The organism is Gordonia sp. LUNF6 (genome assembly GCF_047041125.1).
Taxonomy (GTDB): domain Bacteria; phylum Actinomycetota; class Actinomycetes; order Mycobacteriales; family Mycobacteriaceae; genus Gordonia; species Gordonia sihwensis.
Map to the genome: position 1 here is coordinate 2,780,655 of NZ_CP178181.1, position 15,471 is coordinate 2,796,125.

Annotated in this window: 18 protein-coding genes; 6 read left to right on the forward strand and 12 right to left on the reverse strand. The window is 69.9% G+C overall.

Going from position 1 to position 15,471, the window contains the following annotated elements:
• Window positions 1-28 precede the first annotated feature (28 nt).
• The 3 genes from nrdI to ACK8HH_RS13025 all read right to left on the reverse strand — a co-directional run bounded on the left by nrdI (window position 29) and on the right by ACK8HH_RS13025 (window position 1,762).
• Window positions 29-508: a class Ib ribonucleoside-diphosphate reductase assembly flavoprotein NrdI gene (gene nrdI, locus ACK8HH_RS13015; RefSeq protein WP_045537024.1), complete on the reverse strand. Its 480-nt coding sequence runs from the start codon at window positions 506-508 to the stop codon at window positions 29-31.
• A 14-nt stretch (window positions 509-522) separates the two neighbouring features.
• Window positions 523-756: a glutaredoxin-like protein NrdH gene (gene nrdH / locus ACK8HH_RS13020; RefSeq protein ID WP_006895868.1), complete on the reverse strand. Its 234-nt coding sequence runs from the start codon at window positions 754-756 to the stop codon at window positions 523-525.
• Window positions 757-1,204: 448 nt separating this feature from the next.
• Window positions 1,205-1,762 carry an NAD(P)H-dependent oxidoreductase gene (locus ACK8HH_RS13025; RefSeq protein WP_062366996.1) on the reverse strand — a complete coding sequence of 186 codons (558 nt, stop codon included), beginning with the start codon at window positions 1,760-1,762 and terminating at the stop codon, window positions 1,205-1,207.
• 175 nt (window positions 1,763-1,937) lie between these two features.
• On the opposite strand from ACK8HH_RS13025, the gene ACK8HH_RS13030 reads away from it, so the two are divergent.
• Window positions 1,938-2,561, forward strand: coding sequence for a TetR/AcrR family transcriptional regulator (locus ACK8HH_RS13030; RefSeq protein WP_045537065.1), 624 nt, complete (start codon window positions 1,938-1,940; stop codon window positions 2,559-2,561).
• On the opposite strand, the gene eccB is transcribed toward ACK8HH_RS13030, so the two are convergent.
• Window positions 2,548-3,942: a type VII secretion protein EccB gene (gene eccB, locus ACK8HH_RS13035; RefSeq protein WP_045537020.1), complete on the reverse strand. Its 1,395-nt coding sequence runs from the start codon at window positions 3,940-3,942 to the stop codon at window positions 2,548-2,550. The genes ACK8HH_RS13030 and eccB overlap by 14 nt on opposite strands.
• Before the next feature lie 114 nt (window positions 3,943-4,056).
• Between eccB and ACK8HH_RS13040 the strand changes: the two genes are divergently transcribed.
• A complete protein-coding gene (locus ACK8HH_RS13040) occupies window positions 4,057-5,472 on the forward strand; it encodes a type VII secretion protein EccE (RefSeq protein WP_412475239.1) in 1,416 nt (471 codons plus the stop codon).
• A 26-nt stretch (window positions 5,473-5,498) separates the two neighbouring features.
• Here ACK8HH_RS13040 and manA read toward each other — a convergent pair whose 3' ends face one another.
• From manA to ACK8HH_RS13055, 3 genes are all read right to left on the reverse strand, one after another.
• Window positions 5,499-6,743, reverse strand: coding sequence for a mannose-6-phosphate isomerase, class I (manA, locus tag ACK8HH_RS13045; RefSeq protein WP_006895863.1), 1,245 nt, complete (start codon window positions 6,741-6,743; stop codon window positions 5,499-5,501).
• Window positions 6,743-7,870 carry a hypothetical protein gene (locus tag ACK8HH_RS13050; protein WP_006895862.1) on the reverse strand — a complete coding sequence of 376 codons (1,128 nt, stop codon included), beginning with the start codon at window positions 7,868-7,870 and terminating at the stop codon, window positions 6,743-6,745. Before ACK8HH_RS13050 ends, manA begins: the two co-directional genes overlap by 1 nt.
• A 65-nt stretch (window positions 7,871-7,935) precedes the next feature.
• Window positions 7,936-8,358 carry a DUF3499 domain-containing protein gene (locus ACK8HH_RS13055; RefSeq protein WP_085950745.1) on the reverse strand — a complete coding sequence of 141 codons (423 nt, stop codon included), beginning with the start codon at window positions 8,356-8,358 and terminating at the stop codon, window positions 7,936-7,938.
• 125 nt (window positions 8,359-8,483) lie between these two features.
• On the opposite strand from ACK8HH_RS13055, the gene ACK8HH_RS13060 reads away from it, so the two are divergent.
• Window positions 8,484-8,993, forward strand: coding sequence for a metallopeptidase family protein (locus tag ACK8HH_RS13060; protein ID WP_045538221.1), 510 nt, complete (start codon window positions 8,484-8,486; stop codon window positions 8,991-8,993).
• 120 nt (window positions 8,994-9,113) lie between these two features.
• Here ACK8HH_RS13060 and ACK8HH_RS13065 read toward each other — a convergent pair whose 3' ends face one another.
• The gene (locus ACK8HH_RS13065) at window positions 9,114-9,377 is read right to left on the reverse strand and encodes a WhiB family transcriptional regulator (protein ID WP_045538235.1); all 264 of its coding nucleotides are present in this window, start codon (window positions 9,375-9,377) and stop codon (window positions 9,114-9,116) included.
• A 363-nt stretch (window positions 9,378-9,740) separates the two neighbouring features.
• Between ACK8HH_RS13065 and cofD the strand changes: the two genes are divergently transcribed.
• Genes cofD through ACK8HH_RS13080 form a run of 3 tightly spaced genes read left to right on the forward strand, consistent with a single transcriptional unit; the run spans window position 9,741 to window position 12,675 of the window.
• On the forward strand, window positions 9,741-10,745 hold the full coding sequence (gene cofD / locus ACK8HH_RS13070; RefSeq protein WP_045538222.1) for a 2-phospho-L-lactate transferase: 1,005 nt from the start codon (window positions 9,741-9,743) through the stop codon (window positions 10,743-10,745).
• Window positions 10,742-12,106, forward strand: coding sequence for a coenzyme F420-0:L-glutamate ligase (locus ACK8HH_RS13075; RefSeq protein ID WP_412475240.1), 1,365 nt, complete (start codon window positions 10,742-10,744; stop codon window positions 12,104-12,106). The genes cofD and ACK8HH_RS13075 overlap by 4 nt, the downstream gene beginning before the upstream one ends.
• Complete coding sequence (locus tag ACK8HH_RS13080) at window positions 12,103-12,675, forward strand: NUDIX hydrolase (RefSeq protein ID WP_006895856.1); 573 nt, start codon at window positions 12,103-12,105, stop codon at window positions 12,673-12,675. The genes ACK8HH_RS13075 and ACK8HH_RS13080 overlap by 4 nt, the downstream gene beginning before the upstream one ends.
• Window positions 12,676-12,690: 15 nt before the next feature.
• Here ACK8HH_RS13080 and glgC read toward each other — a convergent pair whose 3' ends face one another.
• From glgC to ACK8HH_RS13100, 4 genes are all read right to left on the reverse strand, one after another.
• The gene (gene glgC, locus ACK8HH_RS13085) at window positions 12,691-13,908 is read right to left on the reverse strand and encodes a glucose-1-phosphate adenylyltransferase (RefSeq protein ID WP_006895855.1); all 1,218 of its coding nucleotides are present in this window, start codon (window positions 13,906-13,908) and stop codon (window positions 12,691-12,693) included.
• An 82-nt stretch (window positions 13,909-13,990) separates the two neighbouring features.
• A complete protein-coding gene (locus ACK8HH_RS13090) occupies window positions 13,991-14,845 on the reverse strand; it encodes a putative RNA methyltransferase (protein WP_412475735.1) in 855 nt (284 codons plus the stop codon).
• Window positions 14,842-15,009, reverse strand: coding sequence for a DUF3117 domain-containing protein (locus ACK8HH_RS13095; RefSeq protein WP_006895853.1), 168 nt, complete (start codon window positions 15,007-15,009; stop codon window positions 14,842-14,844). The genes ACK8HH_RS13090 and ACK8HH_RS13095 overlap by 4 nt, the downstream gene beginning before the upstream one ends.
• A 94-nt stretch (window positions 15,010-15,103) precedes the next feature.
• Window positions 15,104-15,469 carry a DivIVA domain-containing protein gene (locus ACK8HH_RS13100; RefSeq protein WP_045538226.1) on the reverse strand — a complete coding sequence of 122 codons (366 nt, stop codon included), beginning with the start codon at window positions 15,467-15,469 and terminating at the stop codon, window positions 15,104-15,106.
• Between the last annotated feature and the right edge of the window lie 2 nt (window positions 15,470-15,471).

A 15,471-nucleotide genomic window follows, 5' to 3' on the forward strand; every position in this document is an offset into this window, starting at 1 on the left:
TGGTCCGGAAACTGGTGAGCGCGGGCCGTCAGGCGGCCCGGCCGGTGAACGCGGAACTCGCGGCGAACTGAGCCAGGCCCGCGCGCACCCGTTCGACGTCGTCGGTGGTTCCCATCAACTCGAAGCGATAGAGGAACGGCACCTGGCACTTGTGCGAGACGATGTCGCCCGCCAGAGCGAACTCCTCGCCGAAGTTGGTGTTGCCCCCGGCGATGACGCCGCGGATCAATGACCGATTCTGTTCGATGTTCAGGAACTTGATGACCTGCTTGGGCACGTAGCCTCCGCCCGCGTGAGCGGTGACGCTGCCCGCATCGCTGATCTTCCCGCCCCCGTATGTGGGCGTGATCAAGATGTAGGGCTCGTCCACTCGGAACGACGACGTGCGGTCGATGAGGGGGATCCGGACCGCGCGGAGCCCCAGCTTCTGAACGAAGCGATGGGTGTACTCCGACACCGACGAGAAGTAGACGATGAGCGGATTTCGGGTTTCAGTGTCGGCGGCCATGTGGCTCGCCTCCGTCAGGCCGCGTTGGTGGCGAGCGACTTGATGCGGTCGGGACGGAAACCCGACCAGTGCTCGTCGCCGACCACGACGACCGGCGCCTGAAGGTAGCCGAGCGCCATCACGTAATCGCGAGCCTCGTCGTCCTGGCTGATGTCCACGACGTCGTACTCCAGGCCCATCTTGTCGAGAGCCTTGTAGGTCGCGTTGCACTGGACGCAGGCGGGCTTGGTGTAGACGGTGATGGCCATCGATGAACTCCCTTGAGATGAATGATCTGCTGCGAGCGACTTGCTTGACTTCTCTGACCGGATCTCCTGCTTTCGCAGTGAACGACACCGCCGTAATTCGGTCGATTGCCGTCCGCCCCCCGGACACCCCAAACACTACACCTAGTGTCTGATGTTTTCCTAGACCACAAGAACTTGTGAATAACATTCTTGAAACTCCCAGGTCGCGTGACAGTTGTCCACAGGCGGACCGGCGTGTCTCGGCGCGTCCGGCGTGTCTCGAATCCGCGTGCCCGAGACGGGCCGGCGGACGCCGATTCGGCGCCTTCGGCCGGGACCGTGCGGCCCCTTGCACACACAGTTCACCACCGGGGTCCGACATCGCCGGCAGCCCGGCCGCAGACGGCTCGACACAGACGGCGGGGCCGGCCGCGGACATCCGCGGCCGGCCCCGCCGGAGGAGCGTCGATCAGGCGGCGACGGCGACCGCGTCGGCCAGTACCCGGATCACCTCGGCCAACTGCTCGGCGGTCTCAGCGGTCGCCACGCCCTCGTCGCCCAGCGCGCCGGTGCCGATACCGATCTCGACGGCCTCGACCACATTCGCTCCCGCGACGCCGATCGACTTGCGCGTGTCCTGACGGGACCAGGTGCCCGCGTACCGGCCGAGTGCGGCGCCGATGACGCCGGCCGGACGCCCGGCGAGCGCGCCGGCGCCGTAGGGACGCGACAGCCAGTCGATGGCGTTCTTCAGGACGGCCGACATCGTGCCGTTGTACTCGGGGGTGACGAAGAGGAAGGCGTCGGCCGACGCCACCTGATCGCGCAGCGAGGCCGCGGCGGCCGGGATCGCATCCGGGGTGTCGATGTCCTCGTTGTAGAACGGCACCTCGCCCAGACCTTCGACGATCTTCAACGAGATCCCCTCGGGAGCATTGGCCGCGGTCAGTTCGGCGAGCGCACGGTTGTGCGAGCCGGAGCGGAGGCTGCCGACGAGAACTGCGATGGTGATGTTGCCTTCAGACATGGAGCGACACTCTTCCTGACGTACGTACGGATACCTCCAGTGAAACGGACCACGGTCCGCCGTGATTCCCGGTGCCGGCCGTGATGACGGACACAGCATGGAAGTGCTGGTCGCGCGCGGATCGGCCTCCGGTGTCCGCAATCACGACAACGCCGACATGCTTTACAGTCGACTCATGCTCCCCGACGGCCCCGGCCCCCTTGAACTGCACGTGGCGAACGCGCCCGCTGCGTCGCCGGAGCGGGCCGACGCCGCACGGAATCGTCGGCTGCTGCTGGCGGCCGCCAAATCGCTGATCGACAGTCAGGGCGCGTCCGCGGTGACGATGGAAGCGGTGGCCCGTGCCGCCGGCGTCGGCAAGGGCACGGTATTCCGCCGTTTCGGCAACCGGACGGGACTGATGCTCGCCCTCCTCGACCACTCGGAGTCGGACCTCCAGCAGGCCTTCCTCTCCGGACCGGAACCTCTCGGGCCCGGCGCTCCCCCGCTCGACCGGCTGATCGCCTACGGCCGCGCGCGACTCAAGATGACCGTCGACCACCTCGACATCCTGCTGGAGGCGGGTGCCGACCAGCCCGACCATCTATCGCATCCGGTCTGGGCGATGTCGACGCTCCACGTGCGGATGCTCCTGGCCGAAATGGGCATCGACGGCAGGCTGGAGGTCACCGCCCACGCCGTCCAGGCACCGCTCATGGCCTTGACCGTGCGCCATCTTCTCGACGTCGTCGGCATGACATGCGAGGAGATCGCCGACGACTGGGAGGCGATGGTGCGCCGCTTCGTCAACGGGAGCTGACGCCGTCGGAGGTGACCGCCGCGGCCTCCCGGCTCAGCTCCGGACCCGACGGCAGCAGCGCGATCATCGGCCACGGCGCCCGCACCGGTTCCGGCAACCCGAGGATCTCGCCGATCCCCGCGCCCGCCAACCGATAGCGCACGCCCGCATCGCTCACATAGAACGGCGTCGACGCGCGCGGCGACCGCGGGTCCACGCCGGTCAACACCACGTGCTCACCCGTCCCCGGCCGCAGATAGACCCGGTCGAGCGCCGGTCCCCGACCGTCCGACGAAGCCAGAAGCACCGGTCTGGCGCCGTCGGGCACCGGCAGTCGGCGCGCTCCGAGAAGCGCCGCCGTCGCGGCCCCCTCGGTGTCGCGGCTCCAGCGATGGCACAGCACCGACGGAGGGTCGCCGAACCGAGGCGCCGCGTGCGGGAAATGCGCGACGGGCACCACTTCGCGGACCGTGAGCGCCGCCACCGCGGCCGGCGCCACTCGCCGTACTCCGTCCGCGGCCGACGGGTCGGTCAGTCGCATCATCTCGGCCGCAGGCTCGGACAGCGGCTGCACTCCGTCGGCGAGAACGAGCTGATAGCGCAGGGTTCCGTCGACGCCGGCGGTCGCGACCACCGAACCGACCGGCAGACCGAGAACGCCCGGTGACCCGCGATCCGGGATCTCCGGCACGCGCAGATCGGGCCGCGCGGTGAAGGTGTTCAACAGTCCCGCCCCCACCGTCCTGGGCTCACGCCCCTCCAGTCCCAGCGCACGGACCAACTCCACCCGCGACCGGTCGACGCGGGCCCGGACCGGAACGGAGGTCCCGCTGCCGGTCGGGTCCCGGTACAGCAGCCATTCGACTCCCGCGTGCTGCACGAGATCGGCGTCGATCGTCTCGGCGGCAGACGCGAGGTCGCCGACCACGACTGCGCTGCCCTCGGCGTCCTCGCAGACGGTCCACGTCGACCGTCCGGCCACCGCCGGTCGATCGAGCGCACCCGGTGCGTCCGGAATGCCGACGGCCGCACCGCGCGGGAAGCGACTCAACGACCGCTCGCTCACCCGCCGCACCGGCAGCGGCCGACCGAGGATCAGCCGGGCCGACGCGACGTTCGGCACCGGATGCATCACGCCGTCGATCAGCACGTACATCCCACCGCCGTCGACGGCCACGATCTGCGCATCGCGCACGTCGGGTTGCGGTCGGACGAATCCGTAGATCGCCGCGCCGGCGAGCACCAGGACCGCTAGCACCGTCCCGGCGACGAGCGCCCGCGACTGCGCGCGCATCGGATCGTGCGTCATCCGTACGTCGCGGCGCACGAGCGCGTGTTCGGCCCGAGCCACCCCGAAGCGGTACCCGCTGATCTGCGCGCGCGTCGTGATGTGACGTGACATCAATCCCCCCGATCGATTCCCCCGCAAGGAGGTTAGACGCGGGTTAGCCTCGTCCCACGGCGATTTCGCGAAGTCCGTGTTCGGGGGGAGCACTCAGTGCAAGCGAGGATGCTGGTGCGTCGCACCGCGCCATGGGAGGTCCGGGCACCGTTCGACGTGCCCGCCGACGACGGTTTCATCGCACTGCGCCGCTGCGGCGACAGTCTGATCGGGGTGCTTGCGATCGCCCCCGACGAACCGGCGCCGGTGGTGGTCGGAACACCCCGGGCCACACCACCGCGTCTGTTGCCCGCAGTGCTCTCAGCGATGTCGGCCCACGACGCCGCGCCCTGGGCCATCGACGTCGTCAGTCACACCATGCGCAGCTGGGACGACGGCATCGCGGCCGGCGCGTATCGGACGCTGCTCGGCGGACTGCGAATTCCCACCCACCGCAGCGTGCACCTGGTGGTCCGAATCCGGCCCGCTGACTGTCCGCAGGCGGTCCTAATGCGCGGTGACGGGCCCGCCGGGATGCTGCGTACGGCGCTGTGGTGCCTGCGCCGGCTGCGCGCTCGCCTCGCCGACTCCGGCATCCCCACTCGTCCGCTGACCGCTGCCGAGATCACCGACCTGACGATGCGACTGACCGAGGGGGCTCCCGTCGAGCGCGCGACGTCCGATGCGCTCGGCGCACACGTCGACGGATTCCGATTCGCCGTCCACCGATGGGCCGGGACCTCTCCGGAGTCGCTGTCCGCGCTGCTGGCCGCTCCGGGTTCGAGCGAGGCGGTGTCGACGACCGTCACGCTGAGCCTCACGGCCGACCGGTCCGGTCCGCGGCTGACCGCGACGGTGCGCGACAACGGCGCACACGCCTCCGATCGCGACGGCTGTCACGATCTGGTCCCGGTCGACGCCTCCGACCGCGGCGCGCTCGCCGCGGGTCTGCCGATCGCTGCGCCACCGGAGGATCGTCGAGACGACCGTTCTCGTGGCAGCGGTTCTCGTGGCAGCGGGGCCGCGCCGGTGCCGCCGGCCGCCACCGAACAGATCTGCCGCTCGGTGGCCGTTCCCTGCGCCGGTGACGGTCAGCTCGTCGGCGCCGCGGCATCCGGCGCGCCCGTGGCGCTTCGCCTGGCCGGTCCCGGCGTCGCCGCGAGCACGATCTGCGGCGACCACCGGCTCGCACGACAAGTGGCGGCGCGACTGGCTGCGATCGGGATGTCGGTGGCCGTCGTATCCGACACTCCCCAGCGCTGGCGGCGATTGGCGGATGCAGTCGGCGAGCGGTGGATCACCGTCAACGACCGCGGACCCACCGCTCCGCACGTGCTGTTCGACGACACCCGCGCCGGCGGGCACGAGGTTCCGCCCGGCGCGACCCTGCTGCGCAGGCACGACTGCCTGGACGACGGTCGCGGCGGACGCGAGCCCACCCTGCGTCACGATCCCGGCAGCGGACTCCTCCTCGCATCCGGACTCGGCTGCACCGTCCCGGTGCGCCCGGTCTCCACCGCCGCCGAACGAAGCCTCACCGAACTCGACTGACTCCGTTGCGGTCGAGCCGCGGACGGTCAGTGCTGCAGGGCCGGAACCATCGCACGGAAGAAGACGGCACCGGACGAGATCGCGCGCACCACCACGTCCGGATCGGCCGCCGACAGCCAGACCGCATCGCCCGGACCGGCTTTCAACAGTTCGCCGCCGCTCCCCTCCACGGCCACCCGGCCGGAGATCACCGCCAGGATCTGCGGACCCGCCATCTCGAAGCTGATCGACTGCGCGGCGTGCAGCCCGGTGCCGTCCAATTCCACCCGCGACAGCCGGAACTCGGGCGCCGGGGTCAGATAGACGCGCTCGGTCCCGAGGCTCCGCACCTGAGGCATCAGGGCGTCGATCGACACCGGATGGAAGTCGAGGACGCGCAGCAGTTCCGGGACGTCGATGTGCTTGGGGGTGAGCCCGCCGCGCAGCACGTTGTCGGAGTTCGCCATCAGCTCCACCGCCATCCCGTGCAGGTAGGCGTGGAGATTGCCCGCGGACAGATAGATTCCCTCACCGGGCTGCAACCGGATCCGGTTCAACAGCAGCGACGCGAGCACGCCCGGATCGCCGGGGTACGCCTCTCCCAGCTCGAGCAGGGACCGCAGTTCGAGGGTGAAGCGGTCGTCGTCCCCGCCCAGGACGCGCACCGCGCCGTTGAGCACCTCGGGGACCAGCGCACCGATGACCGCCTCGGGCAGGGTCAGCCACGTGGTGAAGACCGCTCGCAGACCGGTCTCGTCCGGCTGCTCCACCAGCATGCCCAGATAGGGATCCAGGGCGGGTACGGCGAGAGCCTTCAGGATCTCAACCGTGACGTGCGGATCGCGGAACCCCGCGAGCGCGTCGAACTCCGTCAGCGCCACCACCAGTTCGGGTTTGTGCGACGGATCGCGGTAGTTGCGGTCGGGCGCGTCCAGCGCCAGGCCCGCGGCGTTCTCGCGTTCGAAGCCGGCGACTGCCTGTTCGAGACTCGGGTGCGCCTGCAGCGACAGCGGCTCCTGGGCCGCGAGGATCTTCAGCAGGTACGGCAGGCGGGAACCGAACTGGTCGGCGGTCTCGGCGCCGAGCTCGCGCACCGGATCGGCCTCGATCACGCCGAGCAGGTCCTGCGGACCCTCCACCTCGCCGCAGATCCGCGCGGGCGAAGCCGGATGCGCACCGAACCAGAGTTCGGCCTCGGGGTGCGGCGAAGGACTCGGCGTGCCGCGCAACTCGGCGAGTGCGGTACGCGATCCCCACGCATACGGCCGCACCACTCCAGCCAGCAGCTTCATCAGGCCGCTTCTCCCATCAATCGAACGAACACCGCCGCGAGTTCCACGCGCAGCGCCAGCACCAGGTACTCCCCCAGATCCGCGGGCGCGTCGGCGAACAGATCGCTCGTCGCGGCCACCGATCCCTGATCCGGTTCCCCGGCGCCCGAGTCGGACCCCGCAGGATGCTCCGCCAGCACGTCGATCTCGGCGCGCCCGGCATTGCGCTGCTGCGCGTACCAGCGCCGCGAAGCAGTGGTGAACAGTATCCCGCGGATCGCGGCCGACCGCGGCGGGTCGATCTCCGGGTCGTAGAAGATGTCGTCGACCGGTGCCGGACGGTTCGAGCCGTCGAGCAGCCCGGTTGCCAGAACGGTCTCCGACGCGGCGCTCGACACCGTGCCCGCGACGCTGAAGGCGACCGCCGACGCATGAGCGGCGACGGCGTTCGCCCCGGGCGTGTCACCGGCCCACACCACCGACCGGTCCGCGACACGCATGGCCAGGAGCTTGGCCTGATTGTGAAAGCTCTCCTGGCCCGGATGGTCAGCTGCGGCCTCCCCGTCCAACCGGTCGGCGAGATCGGCGAGATCGGGGGGAGCAGGCGCGAACCGGACGGCGGACAAGGCGACGCACACCGCGGTCAGCGCCGCGACGAAATGGCAGAAGCCGAAGCGCGGATCGACGACGAGCCGAGGCGACAGGTCGACGATCGGCTGGGCACCGATCGCCTCGCGGAGCGGCCCTTCCACCGGTACGACGGTGACGAGTTCGGCGCGTCGGCGCAGCGCACGCACCGCGGCGTCGGCGAGTGCGGGATCGCCCGCGTCGTGCCCGGCGATCACGACCACGTCGAGCGGACCGATCCAGCCGGGCAGAGTCGGCACGCTGACCAGGGGCACGTCGAAACGGGCCGCGACGGTCGCCACCACCAGATCGGTGGCGCGCCGAGCGGTGGCCGACGCTCCCGTGACCACGACGACAGCGCGCGGTCGCAGGTCGGCGAGCCGTGCCAGCGCGCCCTCCGACTGCGCCTGGGACACCGCTCGCACCTGCGCACCCGCCATGGCGGCGGCCCGCAGCAGACCATCGCGGTCGGCGGCGAGCAGACCGTCGACGTCGTCGAGGTCAGTAGTCAACGCAGACATGAATCACAGCCTAGTATTCGCCCGGCCGGAAAGCGGTCGCGAGCGTGATCGTGGTCGCGCGAAGCTCAGTCGACCGGGTCGGGCAGTACCCGCAGATGACCGCGACGGCCCGGCCGCGGCGTCGCCGCGGGGGTGGCTGCCGACCGCTGCTGCGCGCGGTGCCTGCCGCGGGGTGTGTCGTCGAACTCGGCATGGGCGAGAAAACCCACGCGGGGCGAGGTGGCGGTGGCCTCACGTACCGCTTCGGCCAGTGCCGTGAGCTCCTGGTCCTCGGCGGGCTGCGCGAACCCGCGCTCGCTCCGCATCATCTCCCACCCGACCGGCACGGTGATCCGATCGGCGTGCTGGGAGCACAGGTCCCACGAGTGGGGTTCGTCGGACGCCGACAGCGGGCCGATGACAGCGGTCGACTCGGCGTAGACGAACGTCAGGGTCGCCACGGCGATACGCGAACAGCCGGGCCTGCAGCACTGACGAGGGACACTCACGCCGCTCAGCCTATCGCCTCGACGCCGGACGCGGACAATCGACACGCACATCCGATGCGGACCCGGTCGACGTGCCCACGAGCGACGCGCCGGCCGTGCGGAGCCGGGACACTAAGGTGTGCGGTATGGGCTATCGACTCGTTCCGCTGCGGTCCGGTCGCGACCTGCTCGCGCCTCCTCCCCGCCGTTTGCGCGACCGCCGCGGCCGCGGTCTGCGCGGCCCGCTCATGCCGAGTTCGATGCCGGGACACCGCACGCGCGCCGACCTGTTCGACGCCGCGGCGGTGGAGGCCTTCGCCGAGATCGACAGCCGGTGGCATACCCACCTGACCGGGCTGGACGTCGCTGTGGACGACATCCCGCGGATGCTCCCGCGCGGAGACGGCCCCGTGGAATGGCCGGACGAGGTGACCGCCGACGGCCAGGTGCCGCTGGCCCGGCTGATCCCGGCCGGCATCGACGTGGCCGGCCGTCCCACCCGGGCGCAGATCATCCTGTTCCGGCGCCCGCTCGAACTCCGTGCGCATGACGCCGAGGAACTGCCCGAGATCCTGCGCGAGGTGCTCATCGAGCAGGTCGCGACCTATCTGGGAGTGGACGAGGAGACCGTCGAGGACGGCCCCGACGAGGACTGAACGGGGGCTGACGCCGGCGAGCACGCCGCCGGAGACGCCCCGACCCCTCGTCGCGATCGGCGGGAGGATCCGATACGAGAGGGGTCGGCCAGGGGCGTACGACGTCAGACGATCACGACGTCAGATGATTCCGCGCTTCAGACGGCGTCGCTCGCGCTCGGAGAGACCGCCCCAGATGCCGAAACGCTCATCGTTGTGCAGCGCGTACTCCAGGCACTCCGCCTTGACCTCACAGCCCTGGCAGATGCGCTTGGCCTCGCGCGTCGAACCGCCCTTCTCCGGGAAGAACGCCTCAGGGTCGGTCTGTGCGCAGAGCGCACGGTCCTGCCACTGCTCCTCGACGGCGTCGAACAGTTCCTCGAATTCGTTCGCTACCACCGACAGATGGCGGTTCGCGTGGACTTCACTGATCTCAATCGCGCTGATCTCACTGATCGGGTCAGCACCATCGCCCGTATCCAAAGTCATCCGGCACCTCCCAGCTCGCAGACTTGATTCCACCCCGCGACCGGATCGGCGATCCGGTCGATGTGCCTGAAGAATGTCCCCCGACGATTCAAATGACACTGTTGTGATTAGACACGCTGAGTACCGCCGCGGTCAAGCGGAAGGCGAAGATTCATTTCTATCACCGAGGTCGGACAAAACCGCGCCTACCAGGTGAATGACATAGTCCTACGGCGTGTCGCGCCGTCAGGGTGTCGCCGCCGCGCGGAACCGCGCGTGCGGTCATTACAGTGGACGTCTGTGAAGGTGACGGTACTCGTAGGCGGCGTCGGCGGCGCCCGTTTTCTCCAGGGCGCACGCGAACTGTTCGGACGCACCCCGTTCCCCCGGCTCCCCGATGATCCGGCCACGCCGCACACGGTGACGGCCGTGGTGAACGTGGGCGACGACGCCTGGATGCACGGCGTCCGGATCTGCCCGGACCTCGACACGTGTATGTACACCCTCGGCGGGGGCATCGACCCCGAGCGCGGCTGGGGGCACAGGAACGAGACGTGGAACGCCAAAGAGGAACTGGCCGCCTACGGCGCCGACCCCGACTGGTTCGGTCTGGGCGACCGTGATCTGGCGACCCACCTGATCCGGACCCAGATGCTCGAAGCCGGGTTCCCTCTCTCCGACGTCACCGCCGCCCTGTGCCGTCGGTGGCAGCCCGGCGTGGAACTGCTCCCCGCCACCGACCAACGCCACGAGACGCACGTCGTGATCGACAAGCCCGGCGGACAGGACGGCGAGCGGGTCGCGATCCACTTCCAGGAGTGGTGGGTGCGCCACCGCGCCCAGGTTGCCACGCACGGGTTCGCCCAGGTGGGTCTCGACGAGGTGAAGCCCGGGCCGGGTGTGCTGGAGGCGATCGCCGAGGCCGACGTCGTCCTGCTGGCGCCGAGCAACCCGGTGGTCAGCATCGGCGCCATCACCTCGGTCACCGGCATCCGCGGCGCATTGCGCACCACGTCGGCCCCGGTGGTCGGCATCAGCCCGGTGATCGACGACAAGCCGCTGCGCGGGATGGCCGACCGCTGTCTGTCGGTGATCGGCGTGGAGACCTCGGCCCAAGGCATCGCCGAGCACTTCGGCGCCCGCGCGGGCAACGGCATCCTGGACGGCTGGCTCATCGCCGAGGGCGACGAGGCGCACGTCGACGGCATCGCCGTCGGGTCGGCGCCGTTGCTGATGACCGATCCGGCGGCCACCGCCGAGATGATCCGCGCCGCGTGCGCCCTCGTCGGAGTGCAGACGCCGTGACCGGCGCGGAGCCTTCGCGCACGCCCGACCACCGCGCGGCCGCCGGGCTGCAGATCCTTCCCGTCACCGGTCTGGGCGAGTTCGGGCCCGGAAGCGATCTCGCAGCTGAGATCATCGCCGCCGCACCGTGGATCGTCGACGACGACGTGCTGGTCGTCACCAGCAAGGTGTTCTCCAAGACCGAGGGGCGGATGGTCGCCGCGCCCACCGACCCCGAGGAACGCGACGCCTTCCGCCGCAGGCTGATCGACGACGAGACGGTGCGCGTCGTGGCTCGACGCAACCGCACGCTCATCACCGCGAACCGCAACGGTCTCGTGCAGGCGGCCGCCGGCGTCGACGGGTCCAATGTCCGCACCGATCAGATCGCGCTGCTGCCCCTGGATCCGGACGCCAGTGCCGCCCGGCTGCGGGCGCGTCTGGCCGACGAATTCGGGCTCCGGGTCGCCGTCATCGTCACCGACACGATGGGCCGTGCCTGGCGGACCGGTCAGACCGACGTCGCGATCGGCGCCTCGGGCATCGCCGTCAGCCACGGCTACGACGGGGTCGTCGACCCCTACGGCAACACCCTCCAGGTGACCGACATCGCCGTCGCCGACGAACTCGCGGCGGCCGCCGACCTGGTCAAGGGCAAACTCGACGGAGTGCCGGTGGCGGTGGTGCGCGGCATGACGCCGGTCGACGACGGCACCGGCGCGCGCGACCTGGTCCGGGATCTCGACGACGACATGTTCCGGCTCGGTGTCGAAGAGGCAGTCGCCCTCGGACGTCGGCAGGCTCTGCTGACCCGCCGGTCGATCCGGCGGTTCGCCGAACGGGAAGTCGCCGAGGAGTCGATGCGGGCCGCGTTCGCCGAGGCGCTGACGGCGCCCGCCCCTCATCACACGCATCCGATCCGCTTCCTGTGGATCCGCGACGACGATCGCCGGCGTCGCCTGCTCGATGCGATGGCCGAAGCCTGGCGCGCCGATCTGACCGCGGACCGAAAGACGCCGGAATCGACGGCCAAGCGCATTCGGCGCGGCCAGATCCTGTACGACGCGCCCGAACTCGTGATTCCCGTGGTCACCGGCGACGGTATGCACGAGTACCCGGACGCACGGCGCAATGCGTGCGAGAAGACCATGTTCACCGTCGCCGGCGGGGCCGCCGTGGCGGGACTGCTGGTGGCTCTGTCGGTCCGCGACATCGGCAGCTGTTGGGTGGGGTCGACGATCTTCGCCGCAGAGGTGGTGCGACGCGAGCTCGACCTGCCGTCCCACTGGCAGCCCCTCGGGGCCGTCGCCATCGGCCACCCCGCCGAGGAGGCCGGTCTGCGCGAGCCCGCCGACGTCGACTCGATGGTCGTCGAGCTGTGAGCGCGCTGCACGCGTCCGCGGTCGAGTCGCTGACCGCGTGGACCGCGCCCGATCCCCATCAGGACTCCATCCGGCACGCGTACCTCGCGTTTCTGGCCGCCACCGACGATGCCTGCCGAAGAGCTTGCGCCGCAGGACATCTCACCGCTTCGGTGATCGTCTTCGACGCCGATCTGACGCACGTCCTGCTGACCCTGCACCCGCGGGTCGGCAAATGGATTCAGCTCGGCGGACACTGCGAGCCGCAGGACGCGACGCTCGCCGAGGCGGCTCTGCGCGAAGGGCTCGAGGAGTCGGGACTGTCCTCGCTGACGTTGTCCGACCGGCCGGTGCAGTTGCACGCCCATCCGATCACGTGCTCGCTGGGCGTACCCACCAGACATCTCGACGTCCGGTTCGCCGCCGTCGCGGACCGTGAGGCGGACGGTTCGCTCCCGCCGATCGTGCGCAGTGACGAGTCGGTCGACCTCGCGTGGTGGCCGGTGGGCGACCTGCCCTCCGAGGTGGACGCCGAGTCGGTGCCCGGGCTGGTGGAACTCGGCGCCGCAGCGCTGGCGACCACCGCCTGATCGGGCCGCCGCGGCCTAGTCGACGACGGTGTTCTTGCCGACTGTGACCACGCCGCCGGGCGAGACGACGAATCGTTCCCGGTCGTGGTCGAGGTCGACGCCGAGCTGACCGTCGTCGACGATCCTGACGTTCTTGTCGAGAATGGCGTTGCGCACCACGGCGTTCTTGCCGATACGGACTCCCGGCATCAGGACGCTGCCCTGGACCACCGCGCCCTCGCCGACGTAGACGTTGGTCGACAGAACCGAGCCGTGGACGGTCGCGCCGGCGATCACGGTCCCGGCGCCGACCACCGAATCGTTGGCGGTGCCGCCGCGGACGAACTTGGCGGGCGGCAGGTGGCTCGTCTCACCCCGGATCGGCCACCTCTTGTTGTAGAGGTTGAACACCGGGTTCTCCGAGACCAGGTCCATGTGCGCGTCGTAGAACGAGTCGAGGGTGCCGACGTCGCGCCAATAACCGCGGTCGCGCTCGGTCTGGCCGGGCACGACGTTGTCGTCGAAGTCGTAGACGTACGCCTCGCCCCGCGCCACGAAGGCGGGGATGATGTCGCCGCCCATGTCGTGATCGGAATCTCCGTCGGCGGCATCGGTTTTCAGCATCTCCACCAGCGCTTCGGCGGTGAATACGTAGTTGCCCATCGAGGCGAAGGTGACGTCCGGGTCGTCCGCCGTGCCCGGCGGATCGGCGGGCTTCTCCACGAACGCGGTGATCTTGCCGTCACCGTCGGCGTCGATGCAGCCGAGGGCGTGGGCCTCACTGCGCGGAACGCGGATGCCCGCGACCGTCACCGAGGCGCCGGTCTCGATGTGCGACTGGACCATCTGCGCCGGATCCATGCGGTAGACGTGGTCGGCACCGAAGACGACGATGTAGTCGGGTTCCTCGTCGTAGATGAGGTTCATCGACTGGTAGATCGCGTCCGCGCTGCCGGTGTACCAGCGGGGTCCGAGCCGCTGCTGAGCCGGAACCGGTGTGATGAACTCTCCGTGGAATCCCGACGACCACCAGGTCTGCGAGATGTGCCGGTCGAGGGAATGCGACTTGTACTGCGTCAGCACGCAGATCCGTTCGTACCCGCCGTTGACCAGATTCGACAGCACGAAGTCGATCAGCCGGTAGGAGCCGCCGAACGGGACGGCGGGTTTGGCCCGGTCCACGGTCAGCGGATAGAGCCGCTTTCCCTCACCGCCGGCGAGGACGATTCCGAGAACATGCGGTTGTGATCTCACCGATCAAACATATCCGGCCGCCGCTCACCCGACCACCCGGCCTCGCAGATCGGCTGTTCGGCACAGACGCGCACGGGCCGGATCACCGGCGACGGGCCACGGTGACGGTCACGTCCAGGGTGGCGGTCACCGGACCGCCCGAGGCCAGTTCCGCGGCCGCGGCCGCGAGTTGTTCGGGTGTCCGGTGGAACGCCGCCGGGCCCATCGCCGCGATGTCGGTGAGGGCCGATTCGCTCAGGCGCACCTGCGACTGGACCCGCTGCTCGACGACCTCACCGAAGCGGTCGCCGAAGTCCTCGGCCAGCCGGCGAGTCTTGTCCTGTCCCACCGAGAGCATCTGCATGGGCCGCACGATCTCGGCCAGGTGGCCCGTGCCGGGTGTCACGACCACCCAACGACCACCGCTGCCGAGGACACGTGCGGTCTCGGATGCGTTGCGCGGCGCGAACACCGAGAGCACCGTGTCGGCGACGCCGTCCCGCAGCGGCAGCCCGGCCCACAGGTCGGCCACCACCGAGAGGACGGCGGGATGACGCCGCGCGGCGCTTCGCGCGCAGAACTTCGAGAGATCGACGCCGATGCCGACGGCGTGGTCGCCGGCGGCGGTCAGCCCCGCTTCGAGGTACTGTCCCGGTCCGCCGCCGGCGTCGACGATCACTCGCGAGTGCGCGCAGCGCTCGGCCACGGCCGCGACTATCGGCGCGTACAGTCCCGCGTCGAAGACCCGGTTGCGCGCCGCGACCATGTCGGCGGTGTCGGAGCGGTGGGCACTGCCCTTGCCGGTCAGAAGAGACACATAGCCCTGCCGGGCGATGTCGAAGGAATGCCCGGCGGCGCATCGCAGCGATGCGCCCGCCGGGAACAGGCCGTCCGAACAGATCGGACAGGCCAGGAGTTCGGCCGCGGTCTCCCACCGCGGACCTCGGGCCTCGATCAGGCGGTGACCTCGCGCAGCGCCTCGCCCAGCGCCGAAGCCTCTTCGTCGTTCAGTTCGACGACGAGACGGCCTCCTCCGTCGATCGGGATCCGGACGACGATCCCACGCCCTTCCTTGACCGCCTCAAGCGGACCGTCCCCCATACGTGGCTTCATCGCCGCCATGTGTCGTGCTCCCTTCACGTGGATTTCACGATGTCACGCTCATGATACTTGGCGCACACCTGTGCACTCCGGGCAGTCCGGCGAGGCAGTGCGGTCACCGTCCGCGGCCCGGACCGTCCGGCGGATCGGCGACCGGTATCGGCCCGGTGTCGGTCGCCGCCGAATCCACCGCATCGCGGGCCTGGAGGTCGTGGACGACGGCTCGCAGCTCGTCGATCTCGCGGGCCAGCTTCTCCAGCGCCCAGTCGACCTCGGAGACCTTGTAACCGCGGAAGGTCTGCTGGAACAGCACGGCACGCACGTCGTCGCCGGTGATGCCCGCTCGGGGCAGGCGGGTGAGCGTCGTCCCCTTCTCCACCGGCGGCAGATCCTCGCCTCGGCCGAAGACGAACCACACCACGGCGAAGATCAGCGCGACCAGTACGGCCACGCCCATCACATAGAGCCCGATAGTCACCACGA